16 protein-coding genes are annotated in these 19,897 nt (G+C 67.4%); 6 read left to right on the top strand and 10 right to left on the bottom strand.

All coding sequences use genetic code 11. The features are described 5' to 3' along the window. The first annotated feature begins 230 nt into the window (after positions 1 to 230). Together glpD and glpK are read left to right on the top strand one after the other, a co-directional pair. Positions 231 to 1,709 carry a glycerol-3-phosphate dehydrogenase gene (glpD, locus tag ACZK2R_RS20265; protein WP_180837279.1) on the top strand — a complete coding sequence of 493 codons (1,479 nt, stop codon included), beginning with the start codon at positions 231 to 233 and terminating at the stop codon, positions 1,707 to 1,709. 79 nt (positions 1,710 to 1,788) lie between these two features. Continuing rightward, the gene (gene glpK, locus ACZK2R_RS20270; RefSeq protein ID WP_180837281.1) at positions 1,789 to 3,288 is read left to right on the top strand and encodes a glycerol kinase GlpK; all 1,500 of its coding nucleotides are present in this window, start codon (positions 1,789 to 1,791) and stop codon (positions 3,286 to 3,288) included. Between the two features lie 95 nt (positions 3,289 to 3,383). On the opposite strand, the gene ACZK2R_RS20275 is transcribed toward glpK, so the two are convergent. Both ACZK2R_RS20275 and ACZK2R_RS20280 read right to left on the bottom strand, forming a co-directional pair. Beyond that, positions 3,384 to 4,178, bottom strand: a complete 795-nt coding sequence (locus ACZK2R_RS20275; protein WP_049399178.1) for a MetQ/NlpA family ABC transporter substrate-binding protein — start codon at positions 4,176 to 4,178, stop codon at positions 3,384 to 3,386. A 26-nt stretch (positions 4,179 to 4,204) separates the two neighbouring features. Continuing rightward, positions 4,205 to 5,176, bottom strand: coding sequence for a helix-turn-helix transcriptional regulator (locus ACZK2R_RS20280; protein ID WP_180837283.1), 972 nt, complete (start codon positions 5,174 to 5,176; stop codon positions 4,205 to 4,207). 81 nt (positions 5,177 to 5,257) lie between these two features. On the opposite strand from ACZK2R_RS20280, the gene ACZK2R_RS20285 reads away from it, so the two are divergent. Together ACZK2R_RS20285 and ACZK2R_RS20290 are read left to right on the top strand one after the other, a co-directional pair. Then, positions 5,258 to 5,860 (top strand): LolA-like protein, encoded by a 603-nt coding sequence (locus ACZK2R_RS20285; protein ID WP_180837285.1) that lies wholly within the window; start codon positions 5,258 to 5,260, stop codon positions 5,858 to 5,860. Between the two features lie 107 nt (positions 5,861 to 5,967). Continuing rightward, positions 5,968 to 6,744, top strand: a complete 777-nt coding sequence (locus ACZK2R_RS20290) for a DUF481 domain-containing protein (protein ID WP_180837287.1) — start codon at positions 5,968 to 5,970, stop codon at positions 6,742 to 6,744. A gap of 115 nt (positions 6,745 to 6,859) precedes the next feature. Here ACZK2R_RS20290 and hemC read toward each other — a convergent pair whose 3' ends face one another. The 5 genes from hemC to mdoH all read right to left on the bottom strand — a co-directional run bounded on the left by hemC (position 6,860) and on the right by mdoH (position 12,740). Next, the gene (gene hemC / locus ACZK2R_RS20295) at positions 6,860 to 7,771 is read right to left on the bottom strand and encodes a hydroxymethylbilane synthase (protein WP_180837289.1); all 912 of its coding nucleotides are present in this window, start codon (positions 7,769 to 7,771) and stop codon (positions 6,860 to 6,862) included. 544 nt (positions 7,772 to 8,315) lie between these two features. Next, positions 8,316 to 9,047 (bottom strand): LytR/AlgR family response regulator transcription factor, encoded by a 732-nt coding sequence (locus tag ACZK2R_RS20300; RefSeq protein WP_010481294.1) that lies wholly within the window; start codon positions 9,045 to 9,047, stop codon positions 8,316 to 8,318. A gap of 10 nt (positions 9,048 to 9,057) precedes the next feature. After that, positions 9,058 to 10,101 (bottom strand): sensor histidine kinase, encoded by a 1,044-nt coding sequence (locus ACZK2R_RS20305; protein WP_177179491.1) that lies wholly within the window; start codon positions 10,099 to 10,101, stop codon positions 9,058 to 9,060. A gap of 3 nt (positions 10,102 to 10,104) precedes the next feature. After that, positions 10,105 to 10,764, bottom strand: coding sequence for an alpha/beta hydrolase (locus ACZK2R_RS20310; protein WP_180837290.1), 660 nt, complete (start codon positions 10,762 to 10,764; stop codon positions 10,105 to 10,107). A gap of 50 nt (positions 10,765 to 10,814) precedes the next feature. After that, entirely contained in the window at positions 10,815 to 12,740 is a 1,926-nt protein-coding gene (gene mdoH, locus ACZK2R_RS20315; RefSeq protein WP_180837292.1) for a glucans biosynthesis glucosyltransferase MdoH, read from the bottom strand. 493 nt (positions 12,741 to 13,233) lie between these two features. Between mdoH and ACZK2R_RS20320 the strand changes: the two genes are divergently transcribed. Further along, positions 13,234 to 15,279 carry a TonB-dependent receptor domain-containing protein gene (locus ACZK2R_RS20320; RefSeq protein WP_180837294.1) on the top strand — a complete coding sequence of 682 codons (2,046 nt, stop codon included), beginning with the start codon at positions 13,234 to 13,236 and terminating at the stop codon, positions 15,277 to 15,279. 60 nt (positions 15,280 to 15,339) lie between these two features. Here ACZK2R_RS20320 and ACZK2R_RS20325 read toward each other — a convergent pair whose 3' ends face one another. Next, entirely contained in the window at positions 15,340 to 15,510 is a 171-nt protein-coding gene (locus ACZK2R_RS20325; RefSeq protein WP_165929944.1) for a hypothetical protein, read from the bottom strand. Between the two features lie 217 nt (positions 15,511 to 15,727). Between ACZK2R_RS20325 and ACZK2R_RS20330 the strand changes: the two genes are divergently transcribed. Continuing rightward, positions 15,728 to 16,114: a DUF2628 domain-containing protein gene (locus ACZK2R_RS20330; RefSeq protein WP_071227807.1), complete on the top strand. Its 387-nt coding sequence runs from the start codon at positions 15,728 to 15,730 to the stop codon at positions 16,112 to 16,114. 95 nt (positions 16,115 to 16,209) lie between these two features. Here ACZK2R_RS20330 and ACZK2R_RS20335 read toward each other — a convergent pair whose 3' ends face one another. Together ACZK2R_RS20335 and ACZK2R_RS20340 are read right to left on the bottom strand one after the other, a co-directional pair. Further along, positions 16,210 to 18,741, bottom strand: coding sequence for a methyl-accepting chemotaxis protein (locus ACZK2R_RS20335; RefSeq protein ID WP_180837297.1), 2,532 nt, complete (start codon positions 18,739 to 18,741; stop codon positions 16,210 to 16,212). A 210-nt stretch (positions 18,742 to 18,951) separates the two neighbouring features. Next, a complete protein-coding gene (locus ACZK2R_RS20340) occupies positions 18,952 to 19,845 on the bottom strand; it encodes an NAD-dependent epimerase/dehydratase family protein (RefSeq protein ID WP_180837299.1) in 894 nt (297 codons plus the stop codon). Between the last annotated feature and the right edge of the window lie 52 nt (positions 19,846 to 19,897).

Below are 19,897 nucleotides of genomic sequence, written 5' to 3' on the forward strand. Positions count from 1 at the left end.
CCTTCGGGGCCCGTCGTCGTTTCCGTCACCCGCGTTCTGTAGAGTCGAGCTTGCTCGACTGCCTTTCGTAGAGTCGAGCTTGCTCGACTGCCTTTCGTAGAGTCGAGCTTGCTCGACTGCCTTTCGTAGAGTCGAGCTTGCTCGACTGCCTTTCGTAGAGTCGAGCTTGCTCGACTTTTGCAAGAGCAGTCGACTGACAGTCGACTCTACACACAGGATGCGGAGGCGCGATGCACGACGTCGACCTGCTGGTGATCGGTGGCGGTATCAACGGTGCCGGCATCGCCCGTGATGCCAGCGGCCGCGGCCTGCGCGTGCTGTTGTGCGAGCAGCACGACCTCGCTGGGCATACCTCCAGCGCCAGCAGCAAGCTGATCCACGGTGGCCTGCGCTACCTGGAACAGCGCGAGTTCGGTCTGGTACGCAAGGCCTTGGGCGAACGCGAGGTGGTACGCCGGCAGGCACCCTATCTGGTCCGCCCGCTGCGTTTCGTGCTGCCGTGGGAACCGCACCTGCGCCCACGCTGGATGCTACGCGTGGGACTGTGGCTGTACGACCACCTGGGCCCACGCAGCCCGGCATTTCCCGCCTCGCGCGCCCTGGACCTTCAGCATGATCCGCTCGGCCCCTGGCTCTCCCCGGATCTGCGGCAGGCCTTCAGCTACGCCGACGCGCAGGTCGATGACGCGCGTCTGGTACTGCTCAATGCCCTGGATGCTGCCTCGCGTGGCGCACAGGTACATGTGCGCAGCCGCTGCATCGAACTGCGCCCTGTGCAGGGCCGTTGGCAGGCCGTGCTGGAATCCGCCGATGGCCAGCAGCATGTGACCGCGCGCGCCGTCGCCAATGCGGCTGGCCCATGGGCCGGTGGTCTGCTGGAGCAGATGGAGGCCCGCAGCGGCGGCCCCGCGCTGCGGCTGGTACAGGGCAGCCACATCGTGCTGCGCCGCCCCTGGCCCGATGACAGTGCCTGCCTGCTGCAGCAGCCCGATGGCCGCGTGGTGTTCCTGCTGCCGTTCACCCACGATCATCTGCTGATTGGCACCACCGACACCGACTACCGCGGTGACCCGGCGCGCTGCAGCGTGCTGCCTTCCGAGGTGAGCTACCTGTGCGCGGCCGCCAACCGCTATCTGCGTGAGCCGATCACTCCGGAAGACGTGGTCTGGCAGTTCGCCGGTGTACGTCCCCTGCTGGCCGACCCGGACCCGCGTGCGGCAACGCTGAGCCGCGACTACCGCCTTCAGCTGCAGTCCAACCCGGCGCCGGCGCTGCATGTGCTGGGCGGCAAGCTGACCACCTACCGCGTGCTGGCCGAGGAAGCGCTGAACCTGCTGTGCCCTGCCCTGCCACAGATGGGACCGGCCTGGACGGCAGGCGGAGACCCGCTGCCGGGCAGCGACTGGGGTGACGCCACACAGGCGCGCTCCCGCCTGCAGGCGCTGGCACCGTGGTTGCCCGTGGAGATCGCACGGCGTTGGGCCGAAGCCTACGGCAGCCGCAGCGCCGCCCTTCTGCAGGGTGCACGGGGCATGGACGATCTTGGAGAGGACTTCGGCGGCGGCCTGCATGCGCGGGAAGTGGCTTTCCTGCGCGACCACGAATGGGCCTGGGACGCCGAGGACGTGCTGTGGCGGCGGAGCAAGCTGGGGTTGCGGCTGGATGCTGCGCAGGTGGCGCGGCTGCAGGCGTGGATCGATAGACGGTAGAGTCGAGCTTGCTCGACTGACATGAAAAGCAGTCGAGCAGGCTCGACTCTACCAACACCATCGCTACCGGAGACGCTGCATGACGCCCCGCTACGTGCTGGCCATCGACCAGGGCACCACCAGTTCGCGCGCGATCCTGTTCGACCGCGCCGGCGACATCGTCGGCAGCGCGCAGCGCGAATTCGCGCAGATCTTCCCGCAGCCGGGTTGGGTCGAGCATGACCCGCGCGAGATTCTCACCAGCGTCTATGCCACGCTGACCGAACTGCTCAGCCGCGGGCAGATCGACCCGCGCCACATCGCCGCACTGGGCATCACCAACCAGCGCGAAACCACCGTGGTCTGGGACCGTGCCACCGGACAGCCGATCCACAACGCCATCGTCTGGCAGTCGCGGCAGAGCCACGCCATCTGCGAGCGGCTGAAGTCCGAAGGGCATGAGGCGCTGATCCGCGAGCGCACCGGCCTGCTGATCGATGCCTATTTCTCCGCCACCAAGGTGCGCTGGATCCTCGACCACGTGGAGGGCGCGCAGCAGCGTGCCGAGCGCGGCGAGCTGCTGTTCGGCACCATCGACAGCTGGCTGGTCTGGAACCTCAGTGGTGGCCAGGCGCATGTGACCGACTACAGCAACGCGGCGCGCACGCTGCTGTTCAACATCCACACGCTGGACTGGGATGACGACCTGCTGGCGCTGCTGGACATCCCGCGCGCGATGCTGCCGCAGGTGCGCGATTCCAGCGCGGTGTACGCGCATACCCGGCCGCAGTTCTTCTTCGATCACCCGATTCCGATCGCCGGCATCGCCGGTGACCAGCAGGCGGCGCTGTTCGGCCAGGCCTGCTTCCAGCCGGGCATGGTCAAGAACACCTATGGCACCGGCTGCTTCATGCTGATGCACACCGGCGCGCAGGCGGTGCGTTCGCGCAATGGACTGCTGACCACCATCGCCTGGGGCCTGGACGGGCGCGTGGAGTATGCGCTGGAAGGCTCGATCTTCATCGCCGGCTCGGTGGTGCAGTGGCTGCGCGATGGGTTGCGCATGATCGAACGCGCCAGCGACAGCCAGGCGCTGGCCGCGCAGGTGCCCGACAGCGGCGGTGCTTACCTGGTACCAGCATTTGTCGGCCTCGGTGCGCCCTATTGGCGAAGTGATGTGCGCGGCGCGATGTTCGGCCTGACCCGTGGCACCCGCAAAGCGCACTTCGTGCGTGCCGCGCTGGAGTCGATGGCCTACCAGACCCGCGACGTGCTCGATGCGATGCAGTCCGATGCCGGTATCGCGCTGACCGAGCTGCGCGCCGATGGCGGTGCGATCGGCAACGACTTCCTGGCCGGATTCCAGGCCGACATCCTTGGCGTGCCGCTGCTGCGGCCGCGGCTGACCGAGACCACCGCACTGGGTGCGGCCTACCTGGCCGGCCTGGCGGTGGGGTTCTGGACCAGCCGCGAACAGATCGCCACGCAATGGGGCCTGGACCGGCGCTTCGAGCCACAGATGGAGGTGGCGCGGCGCGAGAAGCTGTATGCGGGATGGCAGCAGGCCGTGGCGGCCACCCTCGCCTTCCACGTCGACTGACGGTAGTGCCGGCCGCTGGCCGGCAACCCTATGATGTTTGGGGGCGCCTGGAGATTGCCGGCCAGCGGCCGGCACTACCACATGGCCAGCGGCCGTCAGAACGCCGGCAGCACCGCGCCCTTGTACTTGGTCTCGATGAAGGCCTTCACCTGCGGGCTGGTCAGGGCCTTGGCCAGCTTCTGCACGCGGGCGTCGTCCTTGTTGTCCGGGCGTGCGACCAGGAAGTTCACGTACGGCGAGTCCTTGCTCTCGATCGCCAGTGCATCCTTGGTCGGGTTGAGGCCAGCGTCCAGTGCGTAGTTGGTGTTGATCAGGGCCAGGTCGACCTGGTCCAGCACGCGCGGCAGCATCGCCGAGTCCAGCTCGCGGAACTTCAGGTTCTTCGGATTGGCGCTGATGTCACGCTGGGTCGACAGCGCGTTGGTCGGATCCTTCAGCTCGATCACACCGGCCTTGTGCAGCAGGATCAGTGCACGGCTGTTGTTGCTCGGGTCGTTCGGGATCACCACGTCGGCACCTTCGCGCAGCTCGGCCAGCGACTTGATCTTGCGCGAATACGCACCGAACGGCTCGATGTGCACGCCGATCACCTTCACCAGATCGGTCTTGCGATCGCGGTTGTAGGCATCCAGATACGGCTCGGTCTGGAAGTAGTTGGCATCCACCTGCTTCTGCACCAGCTGGTCGTTGGGCTGCACGTAGTCGTTGAACACGCGCACGTCCAGGTCCACGCCTTCCTGCTTGAGGATCGGCTTGACCACTTCAAGGATCTCGGCATGCGGCACGGCCGTAGCGGCCACCACCAGCTTCTGCGAGGGCTCGCCGGACTTGCCGCAGGCGGTCAGGGCCAGCGCAGCGGCGAGCAGGGGCAGCAACAGGGTCTTCTTCATGGGCGGAAGGGTTCTCGGGGGGAGTGTCAGGAGTTGTCGTAGTTGCTCAGGGCGAGCTCAAGCAGCGCCTTGGCCTGCTCGCGCAGCATCACCGGTTCGACGATCTCGGCATCCGAGCCGTAGTGCAGCACGTCCATCAGCAGCTCGCGCGAGACGCTGTACGGCACCTTCAGTTCATAGCGGCCATCGGCCAGGAAGCGGCCCTGCTGCTTGGAATGCCAGTGCTCGTCGGCCACCCAGCGGGCGGCCTTGGCGCTGAACAGGATGGTCGCCCAGCCCTTCGGCGCACCGGAGAAGATGCCGTAGCTGGCCCCGAGCTGCTCGTCCAGCTCGCTGTCGGCCACGTCGCGGGCGGTGCTGTCGATCACCCGCGCCTTGTGGATGCGATCCACGGCAAAGCTGCGCAGCGCCTCGCGGTCATGGTCCCAGGCATCCAGGTACCAGTTGTCGCGATAGTGGGTCAGGCGCTGCGGCGAAACGGTGCGCTTGGTCGGCTCGTCGGTGGAACGGGCGCGGTACTCGAACGCCAGCTGGCGGCGCTCCAGCACCGCCGAAGCCACGCTGCGGAAGCTGCCTTCATCGAACTTGCGGCCACGGTGCGGAATCACCCGCACCCGGTCCACCGGCCAGCTGGAAACGCCAGCCTGGGCCGCCAGCAGGCTCTCGATGCGCTGCTGCAGCGGTGCCAGCACCGAGGACAGCACGCCGCCGCCGGTCCGCGCCAGCAGGTGCTGCGAGGCCAGCAGGGCGTGCAGTTCCTCCGAACTCAGCCACAGGCCGGGCAGCTCGAAGCGGTCGCTCTCGTCGGCCTGGTAACGGAAGCCGGCTTCGCCGTCGCCCTCGATCGGTGCCATCAGCGCATCGCGCAGGAAGGCCAGATCGCGGTAGACGGTGGCACGGGAGCAACCGAGCTTGTCCTGCAGGGTCACCACCGTCACCGGATAGCGTGCGGACTTGAGCAGACGATGCAGGGCGGTGATGCGTTCGTATCGGTCCATACCCCCGATTATGTCCGAGTCGCGGGTCTTGTGTGGGACGTTTGGGCTATCGTGGTCGCCCCCACCCCTCTGGAACACCCGATGCGCCGGTTGCCTGCCCTGTCCCTGCTGGCCTGCCTGCTGCTGGCCGCCTGTGTTCGCGCGCCCGCCCCGGCCAGCACCGAAGCGCCCGTGCCTGCGGCGGATCCGGCGCTGGCGGTGCTGGGCGCCAGCCAGCGCTTCTCGGCCCTGCGCAGCTTCCACGCCGAACTGGAGGTGCTGGGCGCGCCGCAGCCGGTGCGCAGCGCCATGGACTTCGTCGCCCCCGACCGCTTCCGGGTGCAGACCCCGGCCGGTCCGCAGACGATCATCGGCGACACCATGTTCCTGCAGGCCGACGACGCGATCCGGCAGGTGCCGACCCCGCCGGGCCTGCTCGAGCAATGGCGCAACCCGCTGCCGGCCGATGCCCTGCCCGCCGATCTGCAGGCCGAAGACCTGGGCAGCCAGTCGCTGGACGGGGTCGAGACGCGTCACTACCGCCTGCGTGGCGCGCAGCCCGGCGAACGCCTGGAGTACTGGGTGGACGCGCAGGGCCTGCCGCGGCAGATCGTACGCAGCGGCAGCAGCAATGGCCGCAGCTTCCAGCTGCGCCTGCGCTATTCGCGCTTCAACGACCCGGCATTGCGCGTCGATCTGCCCTGAATAGGCGATCGCGGCAACGCCTGCTGAAGAAACCGTTTGGATCGATTCGGACCGCCATCACGCTTCCAGTATCATCACCGGCTGTCAACCGCTTCGGAGAAGCCCCGATGTCCCTGCGCGTGTCCCTGCTGATCCCCCTGCTGCTGTGCGCACCGCTCGCGTATGCGCAGGATGCCTCCGAACTGGCGGCGATGTCCTCGCCGTGGAGCGGCAGTGGCGGCGAGCTCGGTTTCGCTTCGGCACGCGGCAACAGCAGCACCGAGAGCTTCAACGGCCGCCTGCGCCTGCGCTACACCGATGGTGACTGGGTGCACAGCATGGATCTGGCTGGCCTGCGTTCCAGCTCCAAGGTGATCGAGACCCGCGACGACGGCTCCACCAGCCGCCGCAACAACACCACCGCCAACCGTTATACCGGCAGTGCCGGCAGCGCGCTGCAGCTGGGCGAGCACCGCCAGCTGACGGCCACGGTGCGTACCGAGCGCGATGACTTCGCCACCTACGACCGCCAGAGCTCGTTCGGTCTGGGTTACGGCACCCGCCTGTGGAACACCGAGCGTTTCTCGTTCGACGCGCAGATCGGCCCCGGTGTGCGCCGCACCCACAGCACCGAGGACGACCGCACCCGCACCGGCATGATCGGCCGCGGCCTGTTCGACATGAAGTACTCGCTGACCGACAACACCGACCTGGTCAACACCCTGCTGGTCGAGTCGGGTTCCTACAACACCTTCGGCCAGAACGACTTCGGTGTTTCGGTGAGCATGAACGAACATCTGGCGCTGAAGGCCGGCTGGCAGGCGCGTTACAACAGTGACGTGGCCGAGGACAAGCGCAAGACCGATTCGCTGACCACGATGAACGTGGTCTACAAATTCAAATAAGGAACGGGCGCCAAAGGCGCCCGTTCTTCTTTCGGTAGTGCCGGCCGCTGGCCGGCAACTGCATTCAATCGGAGCACGAGGTTGCCGGCCAGCGGCCGGCACTACCTGCGATGGCTCAGACGTTCAGCAGTTCGCCGGCACCGGCATCCAGCAGCATCTTCGCCACGCGCTGGCCCAGTGCTTCCGGGTCACTGACCGGGCCGATCGCCTCGGCACGCACCGCACGACCATCGCTGGCACTGCCGACCAGGCCCTGCAGGTGCAGGTCGGTCCCCTGCCACTGCGCGATCGCCGCCACCGGCACGTGGCAGCTGCCATGCAACGCACGGTTCATCGCTCGCTCGGCTTCCACGCAGGCACGGGTTTCCGCGTCATCCAAGCCCGCGAACAGCGCCATCAGGCGCGCATTGCCACCGTCGCACTCCACCGCCACCGCGCCCTGCGCCGGGGCCGGCAGCCACTGCGGCGGTTGCAGGCGCGCGACGATGCGCGCGCCCAGGCCCAGACGCTCCAGGCCGGCCACGGCCAGCACGATGGCGTCGTAGCCACCGTTGTCGAGCTTGGCCAGGCGGGTGTTGACGTTGCCGCGCAGGTCCAGCAGTTCCAGGTCCGGGCGCAGCGCGCGCAGCTGGGCCTGGCGGCGCAGCGACGAGGTGCCAACCCGCGCACCGATCGGCAGCGCATCCAGCGAGGCGTACAGGTTGGAGACGAAACCATCGGCCGGATCGTGGCGGGTCAGCATCGCCGGCAGCGCGAAGGGTTCATCCAGTTCCATCGGCACATCCTTCAGCGAATGCACGGCGCAGTCGGCCTCGCCACGCAGCATGGCCAGCTCCAGCTCCTTCAGGAACAGGCCCTTGCCACCGATGGCGGCCAGCGAACGATCGAGCACCTCGTCACCGCGGGTGCTCATCGGCACCAGTTCCACATGCAGGCCGGGGTGGGCCTGGCGCAGGCGATCGGCGACGTGTTCGCTCTGCCAGAGGGCGAGCGGGCTCTTGCGGGTGGCGATGCGGACGGTTTCCATCCGGTCATTATCGCGCCTTCGGCGCGGATACGGCCAACGGCGGAGCCCCTCGTGGCTGGTGCGTCGGCTGGATCTATCGCGCTTGGCCGGACGGGGTGGGTTCGCGGGGGACGCCGTGAATCCGTCCATGGAGGCTTGGCCGCGGCATCCATGCCGCGGACACCCCCGCGAACCCACCCCGCCCGGCCTATGACAGTTTCCGTGCGCGCCAGCCACGGAAGATCAAAAGAAGAGCAGAGCAACAGCGGGTCGCTTCGCTCTGAGTCGAGCATGGCTCGACTCTACATTTCTCTCCCCACCCGATAACAACAATGCTTTTGCTGTCCGATGCAGTGGAGAACGAGAGGGTTGGGCCGGGGTGGGGTGGCGGGACCGTTGGCGCCATGGATGGCGCCATCGAGCTTACAGGGATGTACTTGCAGCGTGTCCCGCCACCCCACCCCGGCCCGACCCAGCACGTAGAAATACCGAGCCATGACCCGCTGTTGCTGTTGATCTTGATGTTGATCTGTAAGCAGTCGCGGCCGCAGGCCGCGCGGACACCTCACAGGTGCCGCAACTCCTGCTTCAGCGTCGCCACGCAGCGGCGGCTGACTTCCAGCGGTTGCTTGCCATGGCGCAACATCGCCTGCACCTGCCCACCCGTGCCACGACGCAGCTCCACCAGCTCATGGCGTGCCACCAGGCAGTTGCGATGGATGCGGATGAAGCGGCTGGCGAACTCTTCTTCCAGCGACTTCAGCGACTCTTCGATCAGGTCTTCTCCGCGCGCGTGGTGCACCACCACGTACTTCTCTTCGGCCTGCAGGTAATGGATGTCGTCCAGCGGAATCAAGCGCAGGCTGCCGCGCAGGCGCGCGCACAGCATGCTGCGCGCCTGTTGCCCGCGGTGGTCCTGTGGCTGGCCATCGCGGCCGGCAAGGAACGTGCGCGCGCGCGCGATGGCCGCGGCCAGACGCTCGGCGCGTACCGGCTTCATCAGGTAATCAATCGCGGCCGCCTCGAACGCCGACAGCGCATGCGCATCGTAAGCGGTGCAGAACACCACCGCCGGCCGTGGCTCGAAGCTGGCCAGGTGGCGGGCGGCTTCCAGGCCATCCAGCCCGGGCATGGCGATATCCAGCAGGACCAGGTCCGGCTGCAGCTCCGCGCACGCGTGCAGGGCCTGCTCGCCGTTGCCGGCTTCGGCCACCACATCCACGCCGTCCTGCGCGGCCAACAGGCTGCGCAGGCGCTCACGCGCCAGCGGTTCGTCATCGGCGATGACTACCCTCACGATCGCTCCCTCACTGGATCGGCACTGTCACCTGGCAGGCATAGTAGCCCTCGCTCCAGCCAGCCGTCATCCGCGCGGCGCTGCCGAAGCGCCAGGCCAGCCGATGGCCGATGCTGTGCTGGGCATGGCCGGCACCGCGCGCCAGGGCCAGCCCGGGGGCCTGCGGGTCGGGCGCCGGATTGCGCACGCAGATCTGCAGTTCATTACCCTCGCGCATCAGCTGCAACTCGATGGTGCCACCCTCGGGCAGCCGCGAGATGCCATGCAGCACGGCGTTCTCCACCAGCGGCTGCAGTACCAGGCGAGGCAGGGGAAGATCCCAGGGCAGCGGTTCGTCGCGCTGCCAGCGCACCTGCAGGCGCTCGCCCAGGCGCAGTGATTCGATCGACAGGTAGCGCTCGGCCAGCTCGCATTCGTCACGCAGGGTGGAATCACCCTCGCCCGCCCCCAGCGCGGCACGGAACAGATCGGACAGGTCCAGCACCGCACGCTCGGCCACGACCGGGTCGCGATGCAGCAGGCTGGCGATCAGGTTCATGCTGTTGAACAGGAAGTGCGGGCGGATCCGCGCCTGCAGGGCATCGGCCTGTGCGCGTGCGTTGGCCTGTACCTGCGCGGCCCAGCGATCACTCACATAGAAGTAGCGCAGGGCCAAGGCAGTGATCAGCGCCGTCGTCGCCGCGCTGCCCAGCGTGAAGCGCCAGAAGCTGATGCCGCGGGCGAAGCTGTCGCCAAGCACCGCGTACAGGGCATGCACGATGCCCGCGCAGACCACCGCGATCAGCGTCGCCAGTGCGATGGCCGAGACCGCCCCCAGAACCTGTGGCAACCTCGACAACGCGTTCCGCAGCAGGCACAGGCTGGCCGTTACGGCCAGCGCCAGCCACAACGCGAAACCACTGGCCGACAGCAGTTCGCCCACAGTCCAGTGGCGGCTGCCATCCGGGGCCAGGGCCAGCACCACCACCACCAGTTCGGCCAGGCCGAGCATCGCCGCCAGCCGCGGCAGGCGGCACAGTTCCGGCATCCAGGGCGGGGCGCTGGCCGGCGGCATGGGTCAGGCAGCGCCCAGGCGTTCCTGCAACCACTCACCCAGCGCCTGGATCTCTTCGGCGCAGACCTGGTGGGCCATCGGGTAACTGTGCCATTCCACCTCCAGGCCCAGCGCCTGCAGTGCCTGCGCACTGTGTGCGGCCACCGCCTGCGGAATCACCGGATCGCTGCTGCCATGGGCCATGAACACCGGCACCTGCACGGCGCCTTCAGCGCGCTTTGCGCCGTCGGCTTCGGGCAGGTAGGTGGACAGCGCGATCAGGCCGGCCAGCGGCGCAGTGCGTGACAGCGCGGCGGTCAGGATGATCGCGCCCCCCTGCGAGAAACCGGCCAGGAAGATCTTCTCCGGCGCGATGCCACGCTCGATCTCGCGCGCGATCAGCGCATCCAGCTGCACCACCGATTCCTGCACGCCCACCATGTCGGCGCGCGATCGGAAATCCATGCCGACGATGTCGTACCAGCCGCGCATCGGCACGCCGTTGTTAATCGTGATCGGCCGTACCGGTGCATGCGGGAACACGAAGCGCAGCGCCGGCCAATGCGGACGCACCAGCTCCGGCACGATCGGCGCGAAGTCGTGGCCATCGGCACCGAGGCCGTGCAGCCAGATCACCGACCACTGCGGCGAGGCGCCGGTCTCCTGTTCCACCGTTTGCAGCATGATGCGGCTCCTTCAAGTTCGAGCCGCATTATGCCGCTGCCGCGGGACGATCAGTACAGCGGCGGTTGTTCGGCCGCTTCCCGGCGCAGCTGCGCGGCGCGTACCAGCACCGGCGGCGGGATGTTCTCCTCGGGGATATCAAGCAGGCCAAGACGGTGCAGGAAGGCGCCGGGGCCACGCGAAGACGTCAGTGCCACCACCGGTACCGCCAGCACCATGCCGATCACCACCGGCGCCATCCACGCGGCCAGCGATGACGACACCGCCCAGGCCAGCATGCCCATGAAGGCGCCGAACACCCCCAGCCCACCGTAGCCACGGATCAGCGCCAGCCACGAAATGCCACCATCGTCACGCTGCTGCGCGTCCCAGCCCGAATCGCGGCCGGACAGCACTTCGGCCACGCCGCGCGACTGCACGTACATCACCACCGGCGCCATCAGCGCGGCCAATACGGTTTCCACCAGCATCGAGACGAACGCGCGCAGGGCACCGCCACACCCGCGGCGGTCGACCGGGTCCAGCAGCATCGCCAGGTAACCCAGCACCTTGGGCAGCAGCAGCACCGCCATGGTCGCCGCGAACAGGCGCACCACCTGTTCCTCGTCCTGGGCCCGCCAGTACACGCTGGGCGACAGGTGCAGCAGCGCGTTGAAATCGATGCCTTCCTGGAACAACGGGATGGCGATGCCGATCAGCATCAGCATCGCCCACATCGGCGCGGTGAAGTAATGACCGATGCCGATCAGCATGTGCATGCGGCTGATCCAGTGCAGGCCACGGCTGCCGACCACCTTGCCGTGCTGCAGGTTGCCCTGGCACCAGCGGCGGTCGCGCACCAGCAGGTCGGTCAGGGTCGGCGGACCTTCTTCATAGCTGCCGCCCAGGTACGGCACCATGTGCGCGGCCCAGCCGCCACGACGCATCAGCGCCGCTTCGACGAAGTCATGGCTGAGCACGTGGCCACCGAACGGCTTGCGCCCCGGCAGCGCCGGCAGCCCGGCCTGATCGGCGAAGGCGCGGGTGCGGATGATGGCATTGTGGCCCCAGTAATTGCTCTCGGCACCGTGCCACCAGGCCACGCCACGGGCGATCACCGGACCGTACACACGGCCGCCGAACTGCTGCATGCGCGCGAACAGGGTGCGCCCGCCGATCACCGACGGCAGGGTCTGGATCAGGCCGACGTCGGCGTTGTGCTCCATGCCCGCGACCAGGCGCACGATGCTGTCGCCGGTCATCAGGCTGTCGGCGTCGAGGATCAGCATCTGCGGGTAGGCACCGCCGAAGCGGCGGACCCAGTCGGCGATGTTGCCGGCCTTGCGCCCGCTGTTGTCGCCACGGCGGCGGTAGAACAGCCGCGCCTGGCCATCGGGCACGCGCTCGCGCAGTTCGGCGAACACCTGCTCCTCGGCCCGTGCGATGTCTTCGCGCCGGGTATCACTGAGCACGAAGAAGTCGAACCGGTCGAGCTGGCCGGTGGCGGCCACCGACTCGTAGATCGCCTGCAGGCCGGCCAGCAGCCGGCGCGGATCTTCGTTGTAGGTCGGCATCAGCAGCGCGGTGCGGCTGTGCACTGTCGGCAGTGGCTTGTCCGGGTCGATGCCGAGGCGATACCCCCGGTCGAACACGGCAGTCAGGAAGCCGGCCACGGCGCTGGCGAAAGACAGCGCGATCCAGGCGAACAGGCCGACAAACAGCACCAGCAGGCAGGCCTCGAGCACGCTGATGCCATTGGCCGACAGCACCCGCCACATCATCCGGGTAGCGATGGCGGTCATCGCCAGCGTGCCGCCGAAGATATAGAACCGGCGCAGGCCGATCAGCCGCGGCGAGGTGCGGTGGCGGCGAACCTTCAGTTGGCCTTCGCGCAGGGTCTGCTCGGGCATCTGCAACGGCGATTCGGCCGGCAGCAGCGTCCAGCCGGCATCAAGCCGGGACGTATCTGCTTCCGCATGGATGGTCTGCACCTCCATTGCCGCCTACTCCGCGCAGTCGGCACGGCCGGCCATCCCGGCCGGGCTGCATGCACCAAGGTTCCCGGCGCGCTTTCCCGGCGCCCGCACTTGTCCTGGCTGCGTCGGCGTCACGCCACGCAGTCGCTGTCTGTCACTACCGGAACCCACACGATCTCCAACGGGGCGGAATCGAAAATGCGGCTCAGTCTAGGGCGCCGGATGTAAGCCGAGTGCGAAGGTCTACGCCGGGATTTGTCCCCATTCAGCAAACAGCAGGCGAGTGCCGGGGCAGGGGAACGGATGTCACTTGGTCGCCCCAGGTACTGGATCGTAACAAACGCGAACGGTTATCATTTCATTAACCAGGCAGGTCACCGTCTTCCGCACGGCCGAGACCCACCCAGCTGCGCCGGTTCCAACCCAGCGCCCAACGACCCATGGAAGGGGGCTGCCTGCTGTCTGCGTGCGCCTGCTGCTTCCACCGGGTCCCCCTCCTCCGATGGAAGCCGTCATGTCCCTGTCGTTCCGTACCCCTTCCGCGCGCCTGCCGCGCACCCGCCTGGCCTGCGCTCTGGCCACCGCCTGCCTGCTGGCCCTGCCCGGCCTGGCCGCCGCAGAGGCCAGCGCCGATGCCTCCACCAAGGATCTGGATACCGTGGTGGTCACCGCCTCGGGCAACCAGCAATGGATCAAGGATGCACCGGCCAGCATCAGCGTGATCAGCCGCGAGGACATCGAGCGCCAGCCGGTGCACGACCTGGCCACCCTGCTCAGCCGCGTGCCGGGCGTGACCGGTGGCCTCAGCGCGGTCGGCGAGCAGTCCAAGATCAAGCTGCGTGGCATGCCGTCCAATTACACGCTGGTGCTGGTGGACGGCAAGCGCATGGGCAGCTCGGCCTCGACCAACTACCGTCCCGACCTCGGCCGCCAGGATCTGAACTGGATCTCGCCCGACCAGATCGAACGGATCGAGGTGGTGCGCGGACCAATGTCGTCGCTGTACGGCTCCGACGCCATGGGCGGCGTGATCAACATCATCACCAAGCGCATCGGTGATGACTGGAACGGCAGCGCCACCCACAGCTATACCCGCCCGGGTGATGGCAAGCGCGGTGATACCCAGCAGATCGGTGCGACGTTCTCCGGCCCGCTCGGCGAGCGCTTCGGCCTGCGCATCGGTGCCAACAGCATGCGCCGCGACTCGGACCGCTCCAACGGTGGTGTCTATGGCAATGCCTACGCCGGCGAGAAGGACCGCAATGTCGACGCGCTGCTGCAGTGGAAGCTCAGCGATGCGCAGGAACTGTCGCTGGAAGCCGGCCACGGCGTGCAGCAGGCCTTCATCGACGCATCGCTGGAAAAGCAGGACGAAGGCGCCTGGGGTGCCAGCGAACTCAAGCGCAGCTCGCTGGCACTCAACCACGATGGCAAGTGGAGCTTCGGCAACTCGAAGCTCAGCGCGTACTGGACCGAGTACAAGAACGACATCGGCGCCACCGGCCGCTCCGAGGCGACCGATACGATCATCGAAGGCAGCCTGACCACGCCCTTCACGCTGGGCGTTGAACACCAGTTCGCCGTCGGTGGTCAGTGGAAGCGCCAGGAACTGACCAACACCGATACCATCGGCCGCGCGCCGATCGACTATGCCGGCAATGCCGTCAGCGGCTCCAACCTGGAAGTGGATACCTGGGCACTGTTTGTCGAGGACGAACTGAAGCTGCACCGCACGCTGGCGCTGACCCTGGGCGCACGCCTGGATCATCATGAGAAGTTCGGCAGCCACGTCAGCCCCCGCGCCTACCTGGTCTGGCACCCGGCCGAACAGTGGACGATACGTGGTGGTGTTTCCAAGGGCTTCCGCGCGCCCAGCCTGACCGAGAACTCGCCCAGCGCGGCCACCCAGTCCGGCGGCCGCGGCTGCACCTCGCTGATCCCGCTGGGCTATACCCGTGGCGGCTGCTACATGGCCGGCAACCCGGACCTGGACCCTGAAACCAGCACCAACCGAGAGATCGGCATCAGCTTCGACAATGACCTGTTCGATGCCGGCCTGACCTACTTCCATACCGACTTCAAGAACAAGATCGAGTACGCGCCCCTGGGCAAGTTCAACGGCATCTGGTGGACGCGCATGAGCAACGTGCAGCGCGCGCGCACCAGTGGCATGGAAGGCAACTTCAATGTCCGCTTCGGCGAGCAGTGGCGCTGGCGCACCTCGGCCACCTGGATGAAGGAAGCCAAGAACCTGAGCACCGGCAGGAACCTGATCGATACGCCGGAGTTTTCCGGCTATTCGTCGCTGGACTGGACGCCCAACACGGTGTTTTCCAGCAGCCTGTCGGCGCAGTACACCGGCAAGCAGACCGGTACGGCCACGACCTTCCTCAAGGCCTACACCCTGTATGACCTGACCGCTGCCTGGAACGTCAACGAGGTGCTGACCCTGCGCGGCGGTGTCAGCAACCTGGCCGACAAGAAGCTGTATGCGGAAGGCTCCACCGACTACTTCGTGGCCGGGCGCAGCTACTTCATGAGCATGACCGCGCGGTTCTGACCGGCGGCGCGCGCCGCGATCGCGCTGGCAGCACGCCAGCGCGATCGGCGGTGTTGCGGATTACTCGCTTTCCAGCGCGGCCGCGGCCGCGTTCTGCGTAGCGGCCGTGCGTGCACGGTCCATCGCTACCGCCAGTTGCTGGCGTGCGAGCAGTTGTTGTGCCTGCACCACTTCAGGTGTCGGCAGGAGCACCGGTCCCGGTGCGTTTTCCGGTATAGCAGGTGTGGTCATGCAACCTCCATGGACATCCCGCCGCCGCCCGGGTTCAGCTGGGGCGGCAGCGGAACTGCGCACCCTATCCTAAAAACAAGGCGGATGGGTGACGGTGCGGCGCCCCGCCGCAGGCCTGCACATGCCGGGCGCGTCACATTTTTGACGGCTGAGGGTAGTTTCCTGAACCGTCGGCCTCGTATCATGTAACCGTTTTCCTACAAGGACGTAATCGTCAATGAACGCCGTCGACCTCTCCCGCTTCAGCCCGAAGTGGCAGTTCCGCTTCAATTTCTTCCAGCAGCACGGCGCTCCGAAGGAGCCGCGCTTCAAGGAAGCCTGGAAGGCGCTGTCCTTCGGCGACCGCCTCAAGATCAACATCAACTTCTTCGCCTTCTTCTTCGGCTTCATCTACCTGTTCATTCTGGGCATGTGGCGCAAGGCGCTGGTGGTGATCGGCATCGGCCTCGTGCTGGGCATCGTGTCCCTGTTCCTGCCGGACATCATCGCGCGCCCGCTGTTCATCGCCATGAACTTCCTGGTTGCCGCCAGCACCAACTACAGCTACTACCTGGAGCAGGTGAAGGGCAAAGCCAGCTGGAATCCCTTCGAAGGCATGTTCTGACGCGATGCTGCCGCCGCACTCCGGCCTGGCATAGCATCAAGCAGACATGAAGACGCCCGGCCTTGGCCGGGCGTCTTCATGTGCGCGCAACAGGATCAGGCCGCGCGACGGACCGTAGCCACCGGCTCGGCCTGCAGGCGGAAGCGCGAGACCGCCACCGCAAGCTGCTCGGCCTGTTCTTCCATCGCACGCGCGGCGGCACTGGCCTCTTCCACCAGTGCGGCGTTCTGCTGGGTGGTCTCGTCCATCTGCACCACGGTCTGGTTGACCTGCTCGATGCCCGCCGACTGCTCGCGCGAGGCTGCCGAGATCTCGGCCATGATCTCGTTCACTCGGCCGACCTGGCCGACGATTTCCTGCATGGTGCGGCCCGCGCCGTGCACCAGCTGCGCACCGGCACCGACCTGCGCCACCGAGGCGTCGATCAGCTCCTTGATCTCCTTGGCCGCGCCTGCCGAGCGCTGGGCCAGCGCACGCACTTCGCTGGCGACCACGGCGAATCCGCGGCCCTGTTCGCCGGCACGCGCCGCTTCCACCGCCGCGTTCAACGCCAGGATGTTGGTCTGGAACGCGATGCCATCGATTACCGAAATGATCTCGGCAATGCGCTGCGAGGAGGCCTCGATCTGTTCCATGGTCTGCACCACCTGGCTGACCACCTGCCCGCCTTCGCTGGCCACGCCCGCTGCGGAGCCGGCCAGGGTGTTGGCCTGCAGCGCGTGGTCGGCATTCTGGCGCACCGTGGAGGTCAGCTCTTCCATCGAGGCCGCGGTCTCTTCCAGGTTCGCCGCCTGCTGCTCGGTGCGGCGCGACAGGTCACTGTTGCCGGCGGCAATCTCACCCGCCGCCAGGCGGATGCTGGCCGCCGACTGCTGGATCTGGCCAACGATCTGGGTCAGCTGCTGCACGGTGCTGTTGGCATCGTCGCGCATCACCGCGAACACGCCGTGGAAGTCGCCCTGCATGCGCGCGCTGAGGTCGCCTGCGGCAATCGCGCGCAGCAGCGTCGACAGCTCGGCCAGGTTGTGGTCGCTGACCTGCATCATGGTGTTGAGGGTTTCCACCATGCGGCGGAAGTCGTGGTCGAAACGCAGCGTGTCGCCGCGCACCGCAAAATCGCCGGCGGCGGCGGCAGCGGCCAGCTGCTGGATCTGATCGTTGATCGCAGCCAGGTTGCTCTTGGTAGTGGCCATTGCAGCGGTGAACACCGCCTTCTCGCCCGGCAGCGCTTCCATGTCCACGCTCAGGTCACCCACCGCATAGCGTTGCATCACGTCGACCAGGCGCTGGGTGACGGCGTTGCTGGAGGCCACCAGCTTGTTGCTGTCAGCCACCATCCGGCCGTACTCACCCGGGAACGCCGAGGCGTCCATGCGGTAGCTGATTTCACCGGCGTCATGGCGACGCGCCATTTCCGCCTGCGCCGCCATCACCGACTGCAGCTGCCCCCGCATGCCCTGCATCGCGTCCAGCAGGCGGCCCACTTCGTCGTTGCTGCGTGCCGGCAGGGTGCTGTCCAGCTTGCCCGCGGCGACGTCGCCGGCCACGCGCACGGCTTCGGCCAGTGGGCGGATCGCCAACCGGCGCAGCAGCACATAGACACCGGCACTCAGCGTCAGCGCGGCCACCACACCAACCAGCAGGGTCAGCCACAGCAGCTGGCGCGCCTCGGCCACGATCACCGCGTGCGGCATCACCACACCCAGTGCAAAGCGCTGCGGCGCATCGCCCACACGCAGCGGCACGTATACGCGCACGTTGCCGGCGGCATCCGGAGTGAAGGCTTCGAACCGGCGGTCGGCGGCGATGTCTGCCAGCATGCTGCGGGTCAATGCGTCGCCACGTGGCTTGCCGATTTCGGCGGCATTGGCCGAGGCCAGCACCACGCCATTCGGCGAGAGCAGTTCGACGCGCCCGGCGCCCATCGGCTTCAGCGTGGCCAGGTGCTTCTGCAGCGCCGCCAGCGAGAAGTCCACAGTGAATACACCGAGGAACCGGCCGTTTTCGATGATCGGCGTGCTCAACGTGCTCATCAGCACCTGCTGGCCACCGATGTCGTAGGCATAGGGCTCGCTTACCTTCGCCAGCTTGTCGCGGCTGGGCACCATGTACCAGTCACCGGAGCCACTGGCCGTCTCGGTGTAGTCGGTCATCGTCGACTGCTGCGGCTTGCCATCGTGCCAGGCCCAGTAGCTCATGTAACGACCGGTGGCATCGTGCGCTTCAGTGTTGACGAACTCGGCATCCTTGCCATCGAAGGCGTCGGCCTCCCACATGGTGCTCTTGCCCAGCCACTCGGGGTGGGTGCGCAGCTGCTCGCCCAGCACGGCAGCCAGGCTGGCACGGTCCGGAACATCGCCGCGCGCGCGCTGGGCGAGCACGGCCTCGACCATGGCGTCGTTGCTGGCAAAGGCGGTGCCCAGATCGGCCGCGACCTGGCGGGCTTCGGCGGTGGCTTCGCTGGCCATGGTCTGGCGCGAGGCGTCGATCAGGCTGGCGCTGGCCTGGCGGTAGATCAGGAACGCAGTCAGGCCGAAGCACAGCAGCGCGATCGCAGCTGTGCCCAGCATCAGCTTGTGGGCGATGCTGCCCGGGCGGCGGGCAGCGGCGGAACGGGGAGAAGGCATGGAAGGATCCGCAAGGCAGTTCAGGACGACCGGCACCGCGAGGGCACCGCGCAGGTGCGCGATCCGTCGCGCAGGCCACCGGCCGCCGGGACACGCCCGGCGCTGGAAGCGCACCGGGTTAGCGGCCGCCTGCGAACGAGGTTGAGGCGGTCCATCTGCACATTCCTGAACCTGCTCAGGGTCGGGTCAGGAACCCGCCCCGCTGCCGCCCTATTCGGCCACGCGGTCCTTGATCCATTCCGCCCGCGGCAGCACCTCGATGCTGCCAACCGCGTACTGCTGCAGCACGTCGTCCGGGCCGAAGCGCGGCTGCCAGCCCAGTGTGCTGCGCATCAGTGCACTGTCGTAGACGCGGTCAATGCTCAGCGGCAGCGGCCAGCCACGGCGCTCGAACTCGGCCAGCAACTGCGGGGCGCGGCGGGCCAGCACCCTGCGGGGCTGGGTCGCCAGTTCCAGGCAATCCTCACGCAGGAACGGCGTCGGTGCGCAGGCAATGTAGCGTGCGAAGGCAGCGCCCTCATCGTGCAGCAGCGCGGCATGTGCGCTGGCCACGTCGCGCGCGTCGATACCGCGGTGCAGGCGGAACATCGCCATCCGCTCCGGTGGCTCGGGGAAACAGCGGGCCATGCGCAGCACGCGCACGCTGAAGCCCGGCGCCGCAGCGGCTTCAGCCAACGCCTCGGCCTGCAGCTTGCTGCGATGGTAGATGGTGCGTGGCAGCGGCTCGGTATCTTCATCGATCCAGCGGCAACCGCCCGCCACCACCGCATGGCCATACAACGCCGTGGTGCTGGTCAGCACGAAGCGGCGTGCACCGGCCTCGCGGGCAGCCTGCAACAGGTGTGCGGTCGCCTCCACATTGATCTGCTGGAATACCGCATCCGGCACCAGGCCGACATGGGGTGCGTGCAGGGCGGCGGTATGGATCACCGCGTCGACGCCCCGCACTGCCTGCTTCACGGCCTGACGATCGGTGACATCGGCAATGATGCGGGTGGTGGCGAATGGGCTGCGATCCAGCCCCACCACTTCGTGGGCCGCCGCCAGCGCGCCGAAGATTGCACGCCCGATCCGCCCGGAACTGCCGGTCAACAGAATCTTCATTGAGTCCATTCACTCGAAGCGCCCGGGAACTACCGGGATGCATCGATTCTAG

The sequence above is a fragment of the Stenotrophomonas sp. 96582_Sma genome (assembly GCF_056480905.1).